This window comes from Stenotrophomonas sp. 1337 (assembly GCF_031455455.1).
GTDB classification, from domain to species: domain Bacteria; phylum Pseudomonadota; class Gammaproteobacteria; order Xanthomonadales; family Xanthomonadaceae; genus Stenotrophomonas; species Stenotrophomonas indicatrix.
On record NZ_JAVDSR010000006.1, the window covers coordinates 66516 to 84937 of the forward strand.

Consider the following 18422-nt stretch of genomic DNA (forward strand, 5'->3'; position numbering starts at 1 on the left):
ATGCTGCCGGCGAGTTCGCTGCTGGACACGCCGGCCGCGTCGCTCAACGACCCGGACTGGGCTGCTGCCGCGCGCGACGCGCTGCAGCAGGCCGATACGCGCCTGTACCGCCGCTTCGACCAGGGCGACAACATCGAGCGCCTGCTGGCATTGCGCGCGCGCGCGGCCGATCACCTGATCCGCCATGCGTGGCAGCGCTGCCTGCCGGCCGACAGTGGCCTGTCGCTGTTTGCGGTCGGTGGCTATGGGCGCGGTGAACTGTTCCCGCGCTCGGACATCGACCTGCTGGTGTTCGGCGATCCGCAGGCGCAGCTGGCCCATGAGGAGGCGCTCGCGCGCCTGTTCGCGCTGCTGTGGGATTGCGGCCTGGCGGTCAGCCACGCGGTGCGTTCGGGCGGGCAGTGCAGCGAAGCTGCGGCCGACCAGACCGTGCTGACGGCGTTGATCGAAGCGCGCCCGCTGATGGCCGATGAGGCGGCGCGGCGTGCGCTGCGTGCGGCAGTGGATGACCGCGAACTGTGGCCGCCGCGTGCGTTCTTCCTGGCCAAGCTGGAGGAACTGCGCAACCGCCACCAGCGTTTCGGCGACACCGCCGACAACCTGGAGCCGGACCTGAAGGATGGCCCCGGCGGCCTGCGCGATCTCAACACGCTGGGCTGGATGGCGCTGCGTGCGTTTGGCGTGCGCGATCTGGAAGCGCTGGTCGGCCTGGGCCACCTGGGCGCTGACGAGGCCGCGGCGCTGAAGCGCGAACGTGCGGTGCTGGCGCGACTGCGCTTCGGCCTGCACCTGGTGGCGCGACGCCCGGAAGAGCGCCTGCGCTTCGATTACCAGAAGACCCTGGCCGCGCGCCTGGGCTTTGAGGACGATGCCGAGAGCCTGGGCGTCGAGAAGATGATGCAGGGCTTCTACCGCGCCGCTTCGGTGGTGCGGCGGATCAGTGATCGTCTGCTGCAGCGTTTCGAGGAACAGTTCGATGGCGAGGCACAGCCTGAGCCGCTGACCGTGGGGTTCGCGCTGCGCCGTGGCTACCTGGCGGCCAACGATGCCGACTGGCCGAATGCTGACATCGGCCAGGTCTTCGCGCTGTTCGCCAGCTGGGCGAACAATCCGCAGATCCGTGGCCTGCATTCGTTGACCGCGCGCGCGCTGGCCGAATCGCTGCCGTTGCTGCCTGCCTATGACCAGGCAGACCCTGATGCGCGCGAACAGTTCATGGCCCTGCTGCGTGGCCAGCGCCCGGTCGACACGCTTTCGCGCATGGCGCGGCTGGGCGTGCTCGGGCAGTGGATTCCTGCATTCGCCCAGGTCAGCGGGCGCATGCAGTTCGACCTGTTCCATGTCTACACCGTCGACCAGCACACGCTGATGGTCCTGCGCAACATGGGGCTGTTCGCCAGCAGTCGCGCCGATGAACGTTTCTCCATCGCCCACGAAGTCTGGCCGCGCCTGCGCAAGCCCGAACTGCTGCTGCTGGCCGGCCTGTTCCACGACATCGCCAAGGGGCGCGGCGGCGATCATTCCGAACTGGGCGCGGTCGATGCACGGGCGTTCTGCCACGCGCAGGGGCTGAGTGGTTCGGATACCGAACTGGTGGCCTGGCTGGTCGAACAGCACCTGCGGATGTCGGTGACCGCGCAGAAGCAGGACATCGCCGATGCGGACGTGATCCATCGCTTCGCGACCCTGGTCGGCAGCCGCGACCGCCTGGATTACCTCTATCTGCTGACCTGCGCCGACATCGCCGGCACCAGCCCGAAGTTGTGGAACGCGTGGAAGGACCGGCTGCTGGCCGATCTGTATTTCGCTACCCGCCGCGCGCTGCGCGAGGGCCTGGAGCATCCGGTGCCGGCCGCCGAGCGCGTGGCCGAAGCGCGCGACAGCGTGCGTGCGCTGGTGCGCGAGCAGGGCTACGACGATGCCACCATCGACCGCCAGTTCGCGGTGATGCCTGACGAAGGTTTCATCCGCCTGCGCCCGGAACAGTTGGCCTGGCAGGCTGCCGCACTGGTGCCGATCAAGCAGGGCCAGACGCTGGTGAAGGTACGCCGGATCAGCGTTGACGACCCGGCGCTGGAAGTGTTCGTGCACTCGCCGGACCGTGATGGCCTGTTTGCCGCGATCGTGATGACCCTGGACCGCAAGGGTTACGGCATCCACCGCGCACGCGTGCTGGATGGTCCGTCGGAGACGATTTTCGATAATTTTGAAGTCAGCCCGGCCGATACGTTTGCCGATGGCAGCAGCGCCAACCTGGAAGCTGCACTGCGCGAGGCGCTCAGTGGCGACCTTGCGCGGCTGCGTCCCTCGCGCCGGGTGGTGCCACGCCAGCTGCGCCACTTCCGTTTCGCCCCACGCATCGAGTTCCGCGATGAACCCGGCGCGACCCGCTTTGCCCTGGTCGCGCCCGACCGCCCCGGCCTGCTGGCCGACGTGGCGTTCGTGCTGCGCAACCAGGGACTGCGCGTGCAGGACGCGCGCATTGCCACATTCGGCGAACGCGCCGAAGACACCTTCGTGATCAGTGACGAACACGACCTCCCCCTGACTGAATCCGCCCGGCAGCAGCTGCATGACGCAATGCTGGCCTGCCTGGACCCTGATCGAAACGCCGGAGACCCCGCCTGATGGCCACCAAGCCTGCAAAGAAGACTGCCGCGACTGCCAAGAGCGCCGCGGCCAGAAAGACTACTGCCGCTGCCCCGGCTGCGAAGAAAGCTGCACAAGAGCCGAAGGCGGGCCAGACCGCAGCGGTGAAGAAGGCCGCCGTGCCGAAACAGGCTGCAGTGAAGAAGGCGCCGGCAAAGAAGGTCCCGGCCAAGACCGCCGAAGCTGCGCGCGCCGAGAACATCGCACGCAAGTCGCTGCGCAAGCCGGCCGGGCCGGGCGTGGAAGAACTGAAGTTTGGCATCGAAAGCGCCTTCGAGCGCCGCGCCACGCTGACCCTGCACGAACTGGAAGGCTCGACCCGGCCGCTGGTCAACCGCGTGATCGATGGCCTGGAAAGCGGCGAGTTCCGCGTCGCCGAACCCGATGGCCATGGTGGCTGGAAGGTCAACGAATGGCTGAAGAAGGCGGTGCTGCTGTATTTCCGCGTCAACGACATGGCCGTGGTCGATGCACGCCCGGCACCGTTCTGGGACAAGGTCGAATCGCGCTTTGCCGGCTATGACGAGGCGAAGTTCCGCCGTGGCGGCGTGCGCGTGGTGCCGGGTGCGATCGCCCGTCGCGGCACGTATTTCGGCAAGGACGTGGTGCTGATGCCGAGCTTCACCAACATCGGTGCCTACGTCGGTGAAGGCACCATGGTCGACACCTGGGCCACCGTCGGTTCCTGCGCGCAGATCGGCCAGCACTGCCACCTGTCCGGTGGTGCCGGCATCGGTGGCGTGCTCGAGCCGCTGCAGGCCAGCCCGACCATCATCGAAGACCATTGCTTCATCGGCGCGCGTTCGGAAGTGGTGGAAGGCGTGGTCGTCGGCCATCACAGCGTGATCGGCATGGGCGTGTTCCTCAGCCAGAGCACCCGCATCTACAACCGCGCCACCGGCGAAATCAGCTACGGCTACATTCCGCCGTACAGCGTGGTGGTGTCCGGCTCGCTGCCGAGCAAGGACGGTACCCACTCGCTGTACTGCGCGGTGATCGTCAAGCAGGTCGATGCCCGCACCCGCAGCAAGACCAGCGTCAACGACCTGCTGCGCGGCCTGGCCGACTGACGGGGCCGCACGCATGAGCACCACCGTCTACGGTCTGAAGAACTGCGATACCTGCAAGAAGGCGACCAAGTGGCTGGACCGCTTCGGCGTGCCGTACACCTTCGTCGACTACCGCGACAACAAACCCAGCCCGGAAACGCTGCTGGAATGGGCCGCCCAGCTGGGTGGCCTGGCGGCGATGGTCAACCGGTCCTCCACCACCTGGCGGCAGCTGCCGGACAACCGCAAGGCCGCCGATTCGGAGGCGGAATGGAAGCTGCTGCTGCGCGAGTACCCGCAGTTGATCAAGCGGCCGCTGGTGGTGACTGCCGACGGCAAGGTCAGCCAGGGTTTCAGCGACAACGGTTTCAAGGCGCGCTTCGGCGTGGGCGGCGCGTGAGCGCCGTCCTCGACCTGGCCTGCGATCTGATTGCACGGCCGTCGGTGACCCCGGACGATGCCGGTTGCCAGGCGCTGATTGGTGAACGTCTGCAGGCGGCCGGTTTCACCTGTGAGCACCTGCGGCTGGGCGAGGTCGACAACCTGTGGGCCACGCACGGCAGCGGCGCGCCGGTGCTGGTCCTGCTGGGCCATACCGACGTGGTGCCGCCGGGCCCGCGCGAGGCGTGGCAGAGCGATCCGTTCGCGCCACAGATCCGCGATGGCGTGCTGTACGGTCGCGGCTCCGCCGACATGAAAGGCAGCGTGGCCGCGTTCGTGATCGCTGCCGAACAGTTCGTTGCGGCCCATCCGCAGCACGCCGGTACGCTGGCGGTGCTGCTGACCAGCGATGAGGAAGGCGATGCGATCGATGGTGTGCGCCATGTCGCGCGGCTGTTCGCCGAGCGTGGCCAGCGCATCGACTGGTGCATCACCGGCGAGCCGTCCTCCACCGCCACGCTGGGTGACCTGCTGCGCGTGGGACGTCGCGGCAGCCTGTCGGCCAAGCTGCGCGTGCAGGGCGTGCAGGGCCACGTGGCCTACCCGGACAAGGCGCGCAATCCGATTCATCTTGCCGCGCCCATGCTGGCCGAACTGAGCGCACGGCGCTGGGACGAGGGCTATGAGAGCTTCCCGTCGACCAGCCTGCAGATCTCCAACATCCATGCCGGCACCGGTGCCAACAACGTGATTCCCGGTGAGCTGGAGGTGGATTTCAACATCCGCTACAACCCGCACTGGGATGCAGCGAAGCTGGAAGCGGACATCACCGCGCTGCTGGACCGCCATGGCCTGCAGTACACGCTGAAGTGGCACCGCAGTGGCGAACCGTTCTACACCCCGGAAGGTACGTTGCGTGCAGCGGCGCGCGCGGTGCTGGCCGAGCACACCGGTCGCGCACCGGAAGAGAGCACCGGTGGTGGCACCTCCGATGCGCGCTTCATCGCACCCCTGGGCGCGCAGTGCATCGAAGTCGGCCCGGTCAACGCCAGCATCCACCAGGTGGATGAGAACGTGCGCGTGGACGAGCTGGAAGCACTGCCGGGGCTGTACCAGCGACTGGTGGAGCGGTTGCTGGTGTGATCCGCGTCGCCGGGCATGGCCCGGCGCTACCGGGTGAGCGTGCGGTTGCTGGTGTGATCCGCGTCGCCGGGCATGGCCCGGCGCTACCGGGGTGAGCGTGCGGATGCTGGTGTGATCCGCGTCGCCGGGCATGGCCCGGCGCTACCGGGGTGAGCGTGCGGATGATCGTGGGTAGCGCCGGGCCATGCCCGGCGAGCGCAGCGGCGCGCGTTACTCCGAAAAACTGAAGAACGGCGGCTTGATCGCTTCGCGCCAGTAGCTCGGCGCCGCCATGTAGAACTGCTGTGCTTCCGCCTTGGCAAACCAGGCGGCAGCAGCGTCAGGGTTCTTGTCCAGGCCCGGCGCACCGCGGCCCAGCAGCAGCCCGGCGAAGTACTGGCCGAACACATTGCCCTTCTCGCCGGCGCGCTGGTACAGCTGCAGCGCACGCGCCGGATCGCGCGGCAGTCCCACGCCCTTCTCCAGCAGCGCGCCCAGGTCCACCTGCGCTTCGGCATCGCCGCGCTCGGCGCGACGCTGGATCTGCGCAACCAGCGGATGCACGCTGTCGCCCTGCGCGGCCACCGCATCCGGCAGTCGCGACGATGAACTCGGGTAGCGCTGGTAGATCATTCCGCGCAGGTCCCAGCGCAGCGCCTGTTGCGCGTCGCCACGCTGGCGATAGGCCTTGGCGAGTTCGTAGAACGCATAGGGATTGCCGTGGTAGGCCGCCGCCAGATAGGCGCGTTCGCCACGCCGCCAGGACGCGCGCAGCACCGGCGCAGGATTGATGTGGGGGCTGTCGGCATACCGCAGCGTGCCGGAGATCCAGATCCGGCCCAGGGCTTCTTCCGCCTTGGTGTTGTGGAAGGTCCAGGGGGTGACCGCTGCGGCACGCTCGTAATAGGCGATGGCGCGCGGATCGTTGAAGCGCTCGAAGGTTTCCGCGGTATCAAAGGCCCCCTTGAAGCTGCCGTCGGTTCCGCGTTGTTCCAGGCTCTGCTGCTGAGCCGGCGGAAGGAGCGAGGGTGGGGGCAGGGTCTGGCAGGCGGCCAGGCCCAGGCAGATCAGGGCGGCCAGAGCCGCGTTGCGTCCGTTGCGGTGTTGCATTTCCATTGCACGTTTCACGGCGGGCCATTATGCGCTCTGCGGAGTGGTTGCCAACGCAACGGTTGCGCCGTGCCGGAAAGCGGGGTAGGGTCGATGCCATGTCGATCCGCCTGGCCACCGCTGTCAACAACACCAACCGCAATAATCTGCGTGCGAATAATCGTGCGCGGCCGATGCGGGACTGCGCCCTGGTTAGATAGACAGCAACATACGCCCGGACACCAGAAAACCCGCATCGGCCGATGCGGGTTTTTTTGTGCCCGGGCGCAGCCCCACCCGGGCCTGGATGGCCGGTCGAACACCTTCCCCCCGTGTACTTCCCCACAACAGGAGTTCCACCCATGTGTTCGATCTTCGGTATTTTCGGCCTGCAGGCCGGTGACGATCTTCCTTCCCTGCGCCGCCATGCGCTGGAGCTGTCGCAGCGCCAGCGTCATCGTGGCCCGGACTGGAGCGGTGTGTACCTGGACGAGGGCGCGCTGCTGGTGCACGAGCGCCTGGCCATCGTCGATCCGGCAGGCGGCTCGCAGCCGCTGCTGTCCGAAGACGGGCAGCTGGCGCTGGCGGTCAACGGCGAGATCTACAACCACCAGCAGCTCAAGGCCGGACTTGCCCAGGCCTATGCCTTCCAGACCGGCTCGGACTGTGAGGTGATCAACGCGCTGTACCGCCAGGGCGGGTCGCCGGCGCAGTGGCTGGAGCAGCTCAACGGCATCTTCGCTTTCGCTTTGTGGGATCGCAGTGCGGGCCGTGTACTCATCGCGCGCGACCCGGTCGGCGTGGTGCCGCTGTACTGGGGCCATGATGCGCAGGGGCGGTTGCGCGTCGCCTCTGAAATGAAGGCGTTGGTCGATACCTGTGCCGACGTTGCCCAGTTCCCGCCCGGCCACTACTACGACAGCGCCAGCGGTGAGCTGGTGCGCTACTACCAGCAGCCGTGGCGCGAGTACGACGACGTGCAGGGCCGCCCGGCCGATCTCGCCGAGCTGCGCCAGGCTTTCGAACATGCGGTCGAACGCCAGTTGATGAGTGACGTGCCGTACGGCGTGCTGCTGTCGGGCGGGCTGGATTCGTCGCTGGTTGCCGCCGTTGCAGCACGTTATGCGCGTCGTCGCATCGAAGATGGCGGGCAGAGCGAAGCGTGGTGGCCGCGCCTGCATTCGTTCGCCATCGGCCTGAAGGGCTCGCCGGATCTGGCCGCTGCTGCGGTGGCCGCCGAAGCACTGGGCACGGTCCACCACGGCTTCGAATACACCTTCGAAGAAGGCCTGGATGTGCTGCCGGAGGTGATCCGCCATATTGAAACCTACGACGTCACCACCATCCGCGCCTCCACGCCGATGTTCCTGCTGGCGCGCCGGATCAAGGCGATGGGGGTGAAGATGGTGCTGTCCGGCGAAGGCAGCGACGAGATCTTCGGCGGCTATCTGTACTTCCACAAGGCGCCGGACGCGCGCGAATTCCATCAGGAACTGGTGCGCAAGCTCGATGCCCTGCACAACTACGATTGCCTGCGCGCCAACAAGTCGATGATGGCCTGGGGCGTGGAGCCGCGCGTGCCGTTCCTGGACCGCGAGTTCCTCGACGTGGCGATGCGATTCGATGCCGCGCACAAGATGGTCGGCGCCGGTTTTGGTGGTCGCCGCATCGAGAAGGCGGTATTGCGCGAAGCCTTCCAGGGCTACCTGCCGGACAGCATCCTGTGGCGGCAGAAAGAGCAGTTCAGCGATGGCGTCGGCTACGGCTGGATCGATGGCCTGAAGGCGCACGCCGAAGCACAGGTCAGCGACCGCGTGTTGGCTGCGGCTGACAAGCGCTTCCCGCACAACCCGCCGCAGACCAAGGAGGCGTACTACTACCGTCACCTGTTCGAGCAGTTCTTCCCCAGCCATGCGGCGGCTGAAACCGTGCCGGGCGGCAAGTCGATCGCCTGTTCCTCGCCGGCAGCGATCGCCTGGGATGCCAGCTTTGCCGCCGCCGCCGACCCGTCGGGCCGCGCCATCGCCGGCGTGCACGAGCAGGCGTTGGCCTGATCGGCCGCGCCGAGCGGCAGCCACACGGGGAGCGCCGGGCCATGCCCGGCGAGCCCTGCAGCGCATGGGCGGCGAGGGACGTATCATCAGCCCCCTGCACATTGGGGAATGTTCATGGACGTACAGACCGGAGGCCCCGTGAGGCCGACGAAGTGGGCTTGGCGCTACCTGGTGTGGGCCGGCGTGCCGCTGCTGGTCGGCCTGCTGCTGGCGCGCTATGCGGGCCCCGGGCTGCCGACGGTGGCCAGCAAGGCCGAAGCCGTGGTCGGCAGTGACTGGGCACATCACCTGGCCTCGCCGCTCGGCCTGTTCCTGCTGCAGCTGCTGGTGTTGCTGCTGGTCGCCAAGGGCGCCGGTGCGCTGTTGAAGCGCTTCGGCCAGCCGGCCGTGATCGGCGAAATGGCCGCTGGCCTGATGATGGGGCCGCTGTTGCTGGGCAGCCTGCTGCCGCAGGTGCACGGTGCACTGTTCCCGGCCGCTTCGCTCGGGCCGCTGGGCATGCTCAGCCAACTGGGTGTGCTGATGTTCCTGCTGGTGGCCGGTGCCGAGCTTGATCTGGGCGCGCTGCGTGGGCGCCGTAGATTCGCCTTCACCGTCAGCCACGCAGGCATCGCGGTGCCGTTCGTGCTTGGTGTGGTCCTGGCCATCTGGCTGTACCCGCAGCATGGCCCGCAGGGCGTGGGTTTCACCGCGTTCGCGCTGTTCGTCGGTATTTCGATGAGCATCACCGCTTTCCCGGTGCTGCTGCGCATCCTCGCTGATCGCGGCATCACCCACACCCCGCTGGGGCAGACTGCCATCGCCTGCGCGGCGCTGGGCGATGCGACCGCATGGTGCCTGCTGGCGCTGATCGTGGCGGCAGCGCAGGCCACCGGCTGGTTGCCGGCCAGCCTCAACCTGCTGTGCGTGGTGGCGTTCATCGCGCTGATGCTGGGACTGGTGAAGCCGTGGTTCGCCCGCCAGACCATCGCGCCGGGTCGCGAAGGGCGCTGGCTGCTGGGCATCCTGCTGCTGTCGCTGGCCAGTGCGCTGGTCACCGAAGTGCTCGGCATCCATGCGCTGTTCGGCGCCTTCGCTGCAGGCGTGGCGGTGTCGTCCAACGCGCAGCTGCGGCAACTGCTGGTGGCCAGGGTCGAACCGTTCGCGGTGACGCTGCTGCTGCCGCTGTTCTTCGCCATGACCGGCCTGCGCATGCGCGCCGACGCGTTGCAGACCAGTGACATCGCGTTGTGCGTGGTGGTGATCGCCGTGGCCACGGTGGGCAAGCTGTTGGGCACCTGGAGTGCGGCGCGCAGTACCGGCATGGCCTCGCGCGAAGCGTGGCGACTGGGTGCGCTGATGAATACCCGCGGGTTGATGGAGCTGATCGTGCTCAACCTGGGCTACGAGCTGGGCCTGCTGGGCGACCGCCTGTTTGCGGTGCTGGTGATCATGGCACTGGTGACGACCGCGATGACCGGGCCGCTGTTGAACCTGATCGAGCGCCGCCACCTCCGTTAATGGGGTCGTTAATGGGGTCAGATCCCTTTTCCACAGGAAAAGGGATCTGACCCCGGGCATCATGCCGTGGCCGGCCAGCGCTATCGCGCCGGTAGCAGCGTCAACGTGTGCTGCGCCTTGCCGGGCAGGAACGGGGTGGGGCGGCCGTGCACCCAGTCCTCATGTCCAGCGCCCCAGTACGGCGACAGCGGATGGCCGCTCTGCCCACCCGGCATGTGCACGATGCCATCGGCCTCGTGGCCGGGCGAGACCACCATGCGCTGCGAGGCGCCGAACGCCGGCGTCTGTACACGCGGCATGTCACGGTCGCCGGGCAGGGGATCGGCCGGCATGCACAACCAGCGGCTGGCGAAGGCGGGCAGGGCGCGCGCGACCGGATGGCAGATCGCTGCGGTATTGCGCTCGCCCCAGCTGCGGTGCGCCAGCGGCCTCTGCGCGGACAGCTCCGCTTCGGTACGGCGCGCCGCATCGGCCAGCAGTGCATCCCAGCTCGTGTAGGCGGGTGGCAGCAGGTTGGCCGGGCGTTGCTGCAGCATCGGCCAGGCCACGCCTTCCAGCTGCGCCAGGCGCGGTGCCAGGAAATCCTCGCCCAGCGGTGCCCGGGCCGGTGCCAGCAGCGCATCGGTCAACGTGTCGAGTACCTGTGTGCGGAACTCGCGCACCACCCGGTAGCTGACCGAATCGATCGCGGCGCGACCCTCCCAATGGCTGCTGACCGTGCCCAACCGCTTCAGTGCCGGATCGTCGCTGTGCTCGACCACCTGGTGCAGCAGCACCCACCAGCGCTGCAGGAACACCGCGCGGTCGTCGAGCTGGATCGCCAGCAGGTCGTGCTCGTCGAAACGCTCCTGCGTGGCCAGCAGGTCGCGGATCTGCCGTCCGCGTGCGCCGAGGTCGTAGCCGCCATTGCCGACCGTGGCCAAGGTCGCCTCGTCCACCACGCGGCTGTTGGCCGTCCACAGCCGATGCGAGGCGGGGTCGACCAGGCTCGGCGCGGCGTCGCTGCGGATCGGCCACGGCGCGCAGCCCGGGTTGCGGTGATTGTCATTGAAGCCCAGCGGTGTACAGCCCGGGCCACGGTCAGGCCGCGCGCCGATCAGGCGCCACGCGATACGCCCGCTGCGGTCGCCGATCACCAGATTCTGCGCGGGAATGCCGGCATGGTCGGCAATCTGCAGGGCCTGGTCCAGATCGGCGGCCCGTGCCATGTCGGCGAAGTCCATGCGCACCGCGCCCGGCAACTGCGCGACCCAGCGCAGGGCGTCGCCGCTGCCATCGGCGTGGGTGTGCAGGATCGGTCCCCACGCGGTTTCGCGTACCGGGAAACGCACGTCGGCACCGCCGGCCACGACGATCCGTTCCTCGTGCACGGTCACTGCAGCGTCCGCTGGCTCGGTGCGGAAGTCGGCAGTGTCGATGTAGCTGTTGGTGAAGCCCCAGGCCACGTGGCCGTTGCTGCCGACGATCACCGCCGGCACGCCCGGCAGCGAGAATCCGCTGACGTCGACCTGGCCACCCGCGGCCTGTGGATCGGGGTAGCGCAGGCGCACACGGAACCACAGGCTGGGAGCGCGCAGGCCCAGGTGCATGTCGTCGGCGACGATCGCACGGCCATCGGCGGTCAGCGCGCCGGCCACGGCGAAATTGTTGCTGCCGACCGCGTCGGCATCCTCGGCAGCCGCGCCGGTCGCGGCCTTCAGCGTGCGCAGGTCCAGCTGGCTGGCATCAGGCAGGGGGGCGTTGCCACGGGCAGTGCCGGCCAGCGGCGCATCCCACTCGCTGCCGTCGTTTGCCAGCAGCGCATGCAGTGCTGGCGGCACCACCGCGCGGATGCGCTCCAGGGCCAGTTCGGACTGGTTGCTGGGGTCCTGCAGGTCGGCGTACATGGCCAGGCCTGCCAGCACGCTGTCGCTGGCCTGCCACGGTTGGGGCGCCTGCCGCAGCAGCAGGTAGGCCCATGGCCGTACCGCCAGGCTGCCCAGGCCCTGGTTGACCCCGTCCACATAGGCGCGCACGGCCGCAGGGTCGCTGCCCAGTGCGTCCTGCAGATGGGCCTCGGTGCGCGCGCGCAGGCGGTGTACGCGCATGCGCTTGTCGGCTTCGATCGCCTTCGCCCCGAACAGGGCGGACAGTTCACCTGCGGCACTGCGCCGCATCAGGTCCATTTCGAAATAACGTTCCTGCGCGTGAACACGGCCGAGCGCCCGCAGGGCATCAGTCTTGTTGCCGGCGGTGATGGTGACCACCCCCAGCGCATCGCGCTCCACGGTGACCTTGGTGGCCAGCCCGGGCAACGGGCGCTCGCCGTCCAGTTCGGCCAGGCTGCCGCGCAGCAGCAACCACAGGACCAGCACCGCGAGCAGCACGATTGCCACCAGCACACCCAGAATCCACCGCCACGTACGACGCATTGCAGGTCCTTTCCGAGCAGGTCGGCCGATTGTAGCCGCAGGCGCAACTGCGACTGATTCCGATTAGATCACCGTATTTCCAGATGGGGCACCATGGGCGCCATCGATTCACAGGAGCTCCCCCCATGAAAGGCAACCCGGACGTCATCGCCTGCCTGAAGGAACTGCTGCGCGGCGAACTCGCCGCCCGCGACCAGTACTTCATCCACTCCCGCCGCTACGAGGACCAGGGCCTGTTCGCGCTGTACGAACGCCTGAACCACGAGATGGAGGAAGAGACCCAGCATGCCGACGCGCTGCTGCGCCGGATCCTGTTCCTGGGCGGCGACCCGGACATGCGCCCGCATGCCACCGAGCCCGGCAAGACCGTGGAGGAGATGCTGCGCAAGGACCTGGACACCGAATACGCGGTGCGCAACAACCTCGCCGCCGGCATGAAGCTGTGCGAGGAGAAGGGCGATTACGTGAGCCGCGACATGCTGCTGGCGCAGTTGAAGGACACCGAGGAAGACCACGCCTGGTGGCTGGAGCAGCAGCTGGGCCTGATCAAGCGCATCGGCCTGGAGCTGTACCAGCTGAGCAAGATCGACGGCAGCGGCGCCCCGGCGCACTGACCCCGATTGTCGTAGCGCCGGGTCATGCCCGGCTCTACCAGGAGCGCAAAGCAACGTCGCCCGCCAGCACCGGAGCACCGCCAGCCAGCCATCGCCCGCCAGCTGCTCCACCGCCCGCCAGCCGACAAACAAAGAAGCCGGGGAATGCCCCGGCTTTTTTGTGTCTGATGCTCCGATCCCGGTAGCGCCGGGCCATGCCCGGCGGGTTCCCGGTTGCCGGGCAAGGCGTGTCAATCAAGGTTGACACCTACCATCATTCGACCGACAACCCTTCCACCTTCTGCCAGCCACGCGGCAGCAGATGGCCACGGGTGGCGCGGGCGCCCAGATAGGCGTCGAGCTCGTTGAACTTCAGCCCCATGGTGCGCTGGCCGCTGCGGACCTGCAGGGTCTGGCCGGGGCTGATTGCCACGATGGCGACCACGCGTTCGGTGGCGAGCTTGGCCTTGGGGATCTCGATGATCTTGTTGCCCTTGCCCTTGTCCAGTTCCGGCAGGTCGTTGGCGGCGATCGCCAGCAGGTTGCCCGAACTGGTCACCGCGACGATGCGGTCGGTAGCGACGTTGGCCACCACCGATGGGGTCAGTACCGACGAGCCCGCCGACAGGTTCAGCATCGCCTTGCCGGCCTTGTTGCGACCGATCAGGTTCTCGAAGCGGGTGACGAAACCATAGCCGTGGGTCGAGGCCAGCACGAAGCGGGTATCCGGTTCGGCGCTGGCCAGGGTCACGAAGCTGGTGCCTGCGGCTGGCGAGAAGCGGCCGGTCAGCGGCTCACCGTTGCCGCGTGCCGAGGGCAGGGTATGCACCGGCGTGGAGTAGGCGCGGCCTTCGCTGTCCAGGAACGCGACCTGCTGGGTGCTGCGCGCACGTACTGCACCCTGCAGCGCATCGCCATCGCGGTAGGACAGGGTCGAGGCATCGATGTCGTGGCCCTTGGCGGCGCGGATCCAGCCCTTCTCGGACATCACCACCGTCATCGGCTCGCTCGGCACCAGCTCGGTCTCGTCGATGGCCTGGGCGGCCTGGCGCTGCACCAGCGGCGAGCGGCGCTCGTCGCCGAACTTCTTCGCATCGGCCTGCAGCTCGTCGCGGATCAGCTTCTTCAGCTTGGCCTTGCTGTCGAGGATGCTGAGGATCTTGTCGCGCTCCTTGGCCAGTTCGTCCTGCTCGCCGCGGATCTTCATTTCTTCCAGGCGGGCCAGCTGCTTCAGCTTGGTTTCCAGGATGTACTCGGCCTGGTCTTCGGACAGGCCGAAGCGTGCGATCAGCGCCGCCTTCGGTTCGTCCTCGGTACGGATGATGTGGATCACCTCGTCCAGGTTGAGGAACGCCACCAGCAGGCCTTCCAACAGGTGCAGGCGACGCTCGACCTTCTGCAGGCGGTGCTGCAGGCGGCGGGTGACGGTGCTGCTGCGGAATGCCAGCCATTCGCTGAGCAGCGTCTTCAGGTTCTTCACCTGCGGACGGCCGTCCAGCCCGATCACGTTGAGGTTGACGCGGTAGCTGCGCTCCATGTCGGTGGTGGCGAACAGGTGCCCCATCAACTGCTCGGCGTCGACGCGGTTCGAGCGCGGCACCAGCACCACGCGCACCGGGTTGGCGTGGTCGGACTCATCGCGGATGTCTTCCAGCCACGGCAGCTTCTTGGCGCGCATCTGTGCAGCGATCTGCTCGATCACCTTCGACGGCGACACCTGGAACGGCAACGCGGTGACCACCACGTTGTGCGCTTCCTTGATGTAGGTGGCACGCGCACGCACGCTGCCGTTGCCGGTCTCGTACATGTTCCGCAGGTCGTTGGCCGGGGTGATGATCTCGGCGTTGGACGGATAATCCGGACCCTTCACGTGCTCGCACAGGTCGCGCACGCTGGCATCCGGATCGTCCAGCAGGTGCAGCAGCGCGCTGACGATCTCGTTGAGGTTGTGCGGCGGCACATCGGTGGCCATGCCCACGGCGATGCCGGTGGTGCCGTTCAGCAGCAGATGCGGCAGGCGTGCCGGCATCCAGGTCGGTTCCTGCAGGGTGCCGTCGAAGTTCGGTGCCCAGTCGGTGGTGCCCTGGCCCAGTTCGCCCAGCAGTACTTCGGCGATCGGGGTCAGCTTGGATTCGGTGTAACGCATCGCCGCGAACGACTTCGGGTCGTCGCTGGAACCGAAGTTGCCCTGGCCTTCGATCAGCGGATAACGGTACGAGAACGGCTGTGCCATCAGCACCAGCGCTTCGTAGCACGCGCTGTCGCCATGCGGGTGGTACTTACCGATGACGTCACCGACGGTGCGCGCGGACTTCTTCGGCTTGGACGCGGCATTCAGGCCCAGCTCGCTCATCGAATAGATGATGCGGCGCTGCACGGGCTTCAGGCCGTCGCCAATGAACGGCAGGGCGCGATCCAGGACCACGTACATCGAGTAGTCGAGGTAGGCGCGTTCGGCGTACTCGCGCAGCGGCAGTTGTTCGAAACCGTGGAACACGGGGCGGGCAAGATCGGTCATGCGGCGTTGTTACCTATGTCGGGAGGCGGTGACGGCGGTCGCCGCTCTCAATCCAGTGATTATCCGGATGCGGCGGGGGATGCCAAGCCGCGTGCAGGGTCAAGGCCCGGTTCCAGGCCGTGGCCGGCCCGTGCCAGGTAGCGTCCGGGCGGTAGCCCGAAGTGTCGCCGGAACACGGTGACGAAGGCGCTGGCGCTGCTGAAGCCCAGTGCGTGGGCGATGTCGGCCACGCTGCGGCCCTCGCTGAGCTGCCGCAGCGCCTCGGCCAGCCGCGCCTGCTGGCGCCATTGCGCAAAGCTCAGGGTGGTCTCGTCGCGGAAATGGCGGGTCAGGCTGCGCGGCGACAGGCCGGCCCAATGCGCCCACTGCGCCAGGCCGCGCTCGTCGGCCGGGTCGGCCAGCAGCTGCGAGGCGATCTTCAGCAGGCGCCGGTCGCGCGGCATCGGCAGGTGCATGCGCTGGCGCGGCGCGGCGCGTATCTCGTCCAGCAGAACGTTGATGATGTGCTGCCGTTCGCTGGTGCTTTCGTAGTCCTGCGGCCAGTCACAGATGCGTTCGGCCACTGCCTGCGCCAACCGCGAGATGCCCAGCACGCATGGGTCGGCGGGCAGTTCGGCGCACAGCGGTGCGGCCAGCACCATGCCCCAGCCGCGCAGGGGGCCATCGATGTGGACCGTATGCGGCTCGGCCGGCGGCATCCAGCCCGCCGAACCTGGCGCCAGCGACCAGGTGCCATGGGAGGTGCGGGTGGTCAGCAGGCCGCGTTCGACGCAGATCAGCTGCGCGCGGACGTGGTGATGCCAGTCCACTTCGCGGGCCAGCCCCTGCGGGCTGTCGAAGCGGAAGGCGATGACCGGCGGGCCGTCATTGCGCTCGAACCAATCCAGTGCTTCTTCGCGCAGCAGGGTGGCAGGGCCGGGTTCGCCCGCCTTTACGTGGGCCGGGGGTGGCTTGAATGTGACATTCATTGGCTGGATTGTACTACCGGGCCAGTTGGGGGCGCCATTAAGGTGGCGCCTTCACCTGATCCAGCCCACTGCTGCAACACAGCATTTGATGCCAGATCGAATATTTCCATTGAGAAATATTTTTTTTGGAAGAGAATGCTCCCCCATGATCTGTCCTGCAACCACTCCCCCCAGCTTCGGCCTGCTGCTGCGCCAGGTGCGCGACGGCCTGGTCCGCCAGCTCGACGCGTCCATGGCCGAAGAAGACCTCGGCATCGGCTTCACCCACTACATCGGGCTGAAGGTGCTCTCGAACATGGCGCCGTGCACGGCCAACGAGCTGGCCCAGGCCATCGACCAGGTGCCCAGCGCGGTCACCCGCCTGCTGGACAAGCTGGAAGCGCTCGGTTGCGTGCGCCGCGAGCCGCATGCGCAGGACCGGCGTGCACTGCAGATCGTATTGACCGATGAAGGCCGCGCGCTGTGGGCGCGGTTGAAGCTGCGCGGCGACGCGGTGATGGATTACGCCCTGCGCGATCTGTCCGCCGACGAACGCACGCAGCTGCTGTCCCTCCTGACCCGAATCCGCGATTCCCTGACAACCCCATGAACCCGATCCCGCATCCCACTCTCCGCCGCTCCGGGCGCGCGCTGCTGGTTTCAGCGCTGGCCCTGGCCTTGGCCGCCTGCGCAAGCAGCCGTGGCCTTGACCCGCAGGGCCACGTGCTCGACGTGGACAGCCTGCACAGCGAACGTACCCTGGCCGACAGCGACCTGAGCGCAGCCGGTTTTCCTGCTCAGGACTGGTGGAAGGCACTGGGCGATGCGCAGCTGGATGCGCTGATCGCCGAAGGCCTGGCCGGCCATCCGAGCCTGGACGCCGCCGACGCGCGCCTGCGCCAGGCACAGTCGCAGGTCGGCACCGCGCGCGCCGATCGCCTGCCCAGCCTCTCCGTGTCCGGTGGCTACACCGGCCTGCGCCTGCCCGAATCGATGGCTGGCGATGAAATCGGCGGCCACTACGCCGGCAGCAGCCAGATCGCGTTCGACTTCAGCTACGGCATCGACCTGTGGGGCGGCAAGCGCGCCGCCTGGGAGGCTGCCGTGGATGGCGCCCACGCCGCCACCGTCGAAGCCCAGGCCGCGCGCCTGAACCTGTCCACCGGCATCGCCCAGGCCTATACCGACCTGGCCTACGCCTGGCAGCTCAACGACGTGGCCGAAGAAGAACTGGCGCGCTCGCAGAAGTCGCTGCAGCTGACCCGGCAGCGTCGTAGTGCCGGCATCGACAGCGACCTGCAGGTGCGCCAGGCCGAAGCCCGCGTGCCGGCCGCACAGCAGCAGTTGCTGGCGGCGCAGCAGCGCATCGATGCCGGGCGCACGGCGCTGGCCGCGCTGGTCGGCAAGGGCCCGGACCGCGGCCTGTCGATCGAACGCCCGCGGGCGATGAACCCGCTGGCCCTGCAGCTGCCGGGCGTGGTGCCCAGTGAACTGCTCGGCCGTCGCCCCGACATCGTCGCCGCGCGCTGGCGGGTGGAAGCGGCCGACAAGCAGATCAAGGTCGCCAAGACCCGGTTCTACCCGAGCCTCAACCTGACCGCGCTGGCCGGCGTGGTCGCACCGAATGTCGGCGACCTGCTGCAGAGCAGTTCCAGCTTCGCCTACATCGGCCCGGCGCTGAGCCTGCCGATCTTCGAAGGCGGCAAGCTGCGGGCCAACCTGGCCAACACCGATGCGCAGTACGACCTGGCCGTGGCGAACTACAACCAGGCGGTGCTCGATGCACTGCGCGACGTGGCCGACCAGGTCAACGCGGTGCGCTCACTGGCGCAGCAGGCGCAGTCGCAGCAGCAGGCGGTGGATACCGCACGCGCTGCGTTCGACCTGGCCCAGCAGCGCTATCGCGCTGGCATCGGCAGCTACCTGGACGTGTTGACCGCGCAGTCCACCCTGCTGCAGTCGCAGCAGCAGCTGGCCGGCCTGCAGTCGCAGCAGCTGCAGACCTCGGTGCGCCTGAGCAAGGCGCTCGGCGGTGGTTTCCAGCCCAGTGACGCTGATGCCGCACCGCTTGCTTCCCATTCCGATTCCTCGCATTCCTGAAGACGCCTG

General features: G+C 67.9%; 13 protein-coding genes. 9 read left to right on the plus strand and 4 right to left on the minus strand.

Annotated features, from left to right (window positions below):
* From J2X70_RS10460 to dapE, 4 genes are read left to right on the plus strand one after another with little or no spacing between them, the layout of a single operon-like run.
* On the plus strand, positions 1-2628 hold the full coding sequence (locus J2X70_RS10460; protein ID WP_032975800.1) for a [protein-PII] uridylyltransferase: 2628 nt from the start codon (positions 1-3) through the stop codon (positions 2626-2628).
* Positions 2628-3719 carry a 2,3,4,5-tetrahydropyridine-2,6-dicarboxylate N-succinyltransferase gene (gene dapD / locus J2X70_RS10465; protein WP_218789019.1) on the plus strand — a complete coding sequence of 364 codons (1092 nt, stop codon included), beginning with the start codon at positions 2628-2630 and terminating at the stop codon, positions 3717-3719. Before J2X70_RS10460 ends, dapD begins: the two co-directional genes overlap by 1 nt.
* A gap of 13 nt (positions 3720-3732) precedes the next feature.
* Positions 3733-4098, plus strand: coding sequence for an arsenate reductase (locus J2X70_RS10470; RefSeq protein WP_025877641.1), 366 nt, complete (start codon positions 3733-3735; stop codon positions 4096-4098).
* A complete protein-coding gene (dapE, locus tag J2X70_RS10475; RefSeq protein WP_218789020.1) occupies positions 4095-5222 on the plus strand; it encodes a succinyl-diaminopimelate desuccinylase in 1128 nt (375 codons plus the stop codon). Before J2X70_RS10470 ends, dapE begins: the two co-directional genes overlap by 4 nt.
* Before the next feature lie 210 nt (positions 5223-5432).
* On the opposite strand, the gene J2X70_RS10480 is transcribed toward dapE, so the two are convergent.
* On the minus strand, positions 5433-6311 hold the full coding sequence (locus tag J2X70_RS10480; protein WP_309910375.1) for a sel1 repeat family protein: 879 nt from the start codon (positions 6309-6311) through the stop codon (positions 5433-5435).
* Positions 6312-6652: 341 nt separating this feature from the next.
* Between J2X70_RS10480 and asnB the strand changes: the two genes are divergently transcribed.
* Both asnB and J2X70_RS10490 read left to right on the plus strand, forming a co-directional pair.
* Positions 6653-8344: an asparagine synthase B gene (gene asnB, locus J2X70_RS10485; RefSeq protein WP_088100417.1), complete on the plus strand. Its 1692-nt coding sequence runs from the start codon at positions 6653-6655 to the stop codon at positions 8342-8344.
* Between the two features lie 108 nt (positions 8345-8452).
* Positions 8453-9844 carry a cation:proton antiporter gene (locus tag J2X70_RS10490; RefSeq protein ID WP_309910267.1) on the plus strand — a complete coding sequence of 464 codons (1392 nt, stop codon included), beginning with the start codon at positions 8453-8455 and terminating at the stop codon, positions 9842-9844.
* 80 nt (positions 9845-9924) lie between these two features.
* Here J2X70_RS10490 and J2X70_RS10495 read toward each other — a convergent pair whose 3' ends face one another.
* On the minus strand, positions 9925-12255 hold the full coding sequence (locus J2X70_RS10495; protein ID WP_309910269.1) for a penicillin acylase family protein: 2331 nt from the start codon (positions 12253-12255) through the stop codon (positions 9925-9927).
* 125 nt (positions 12256-12380) lie between these two features.
* Here J2X70_RS10495 and bfr point away from each other — a divergent pair, with 125 nt between their 5' ends.
* Positions 12381-12869: a bacterioferritin gene (bfr, locus tag J2X70_RS10500; protein WP_025877631.1), complete on the plus strand. Its 489-nt coding sequence runs from the start codon at positions 12381-12383 to the stop codon at positions 12867-12869.
* A gap of 253 nt (positions 12870-13122) precedes the next feature.
* On the opposite strand, the gene parC is transcribed toward bfr, so the two are convergent.
* A complete protein-coding gene (gene parC, locus J2X70_RS10505; RefSeq protein WP_032975808.1) occupies positions 13123-15366 on the minus strand; it encodes a DNA topoisomerase IV subunit A in 2244 nt (747 codons plus the stop codon).
* Positions 15367-15425: 59 nt separating this feature from the next.
* Positions 15426-16334: a helix-turn-helix transcriptional regulator gene (locus J2X70_RS10510; protein WP_032975809.1), complete on the minus strand. Its 909-nt coding sequence runs from the start codon at positions 16332-16334 to the stop codon at positions 15426-15428.
* A gap of 145 nt (positions 16335-16479) precedes the next feature.
* Here J2X70_RS10510 and emrR point away from each other — a divergent pair, with 145 nt between their 5' ends.
* Entirely contained in the window at positions 16480-16923 is a 444-nt protein-coding gene (gene emrR, locus J2X70_RS10515) for a multidrug efflux system transcriptional regulator EmrR (RefSeq protein ID WP_025877626.1), read from the plus strand.
* On the plus strand, positions 16920-18413 hold the full coding sequence (gene emrC / locus J2X70_RS10520) for a multidrug efflux transporter outer membrane subunit EmrC (protein ID WP_032975811.1): 1494 nt from the start codon (positions 16920-16922) through the stop codon (positions 18411-18413). The genes emrR and emrC overlap by 4 nt, the downstream gene beginning before the upstream one ends.
* The last annotated feature ends 9 nt before the right edge of the window (positions 18414-18422 follow it).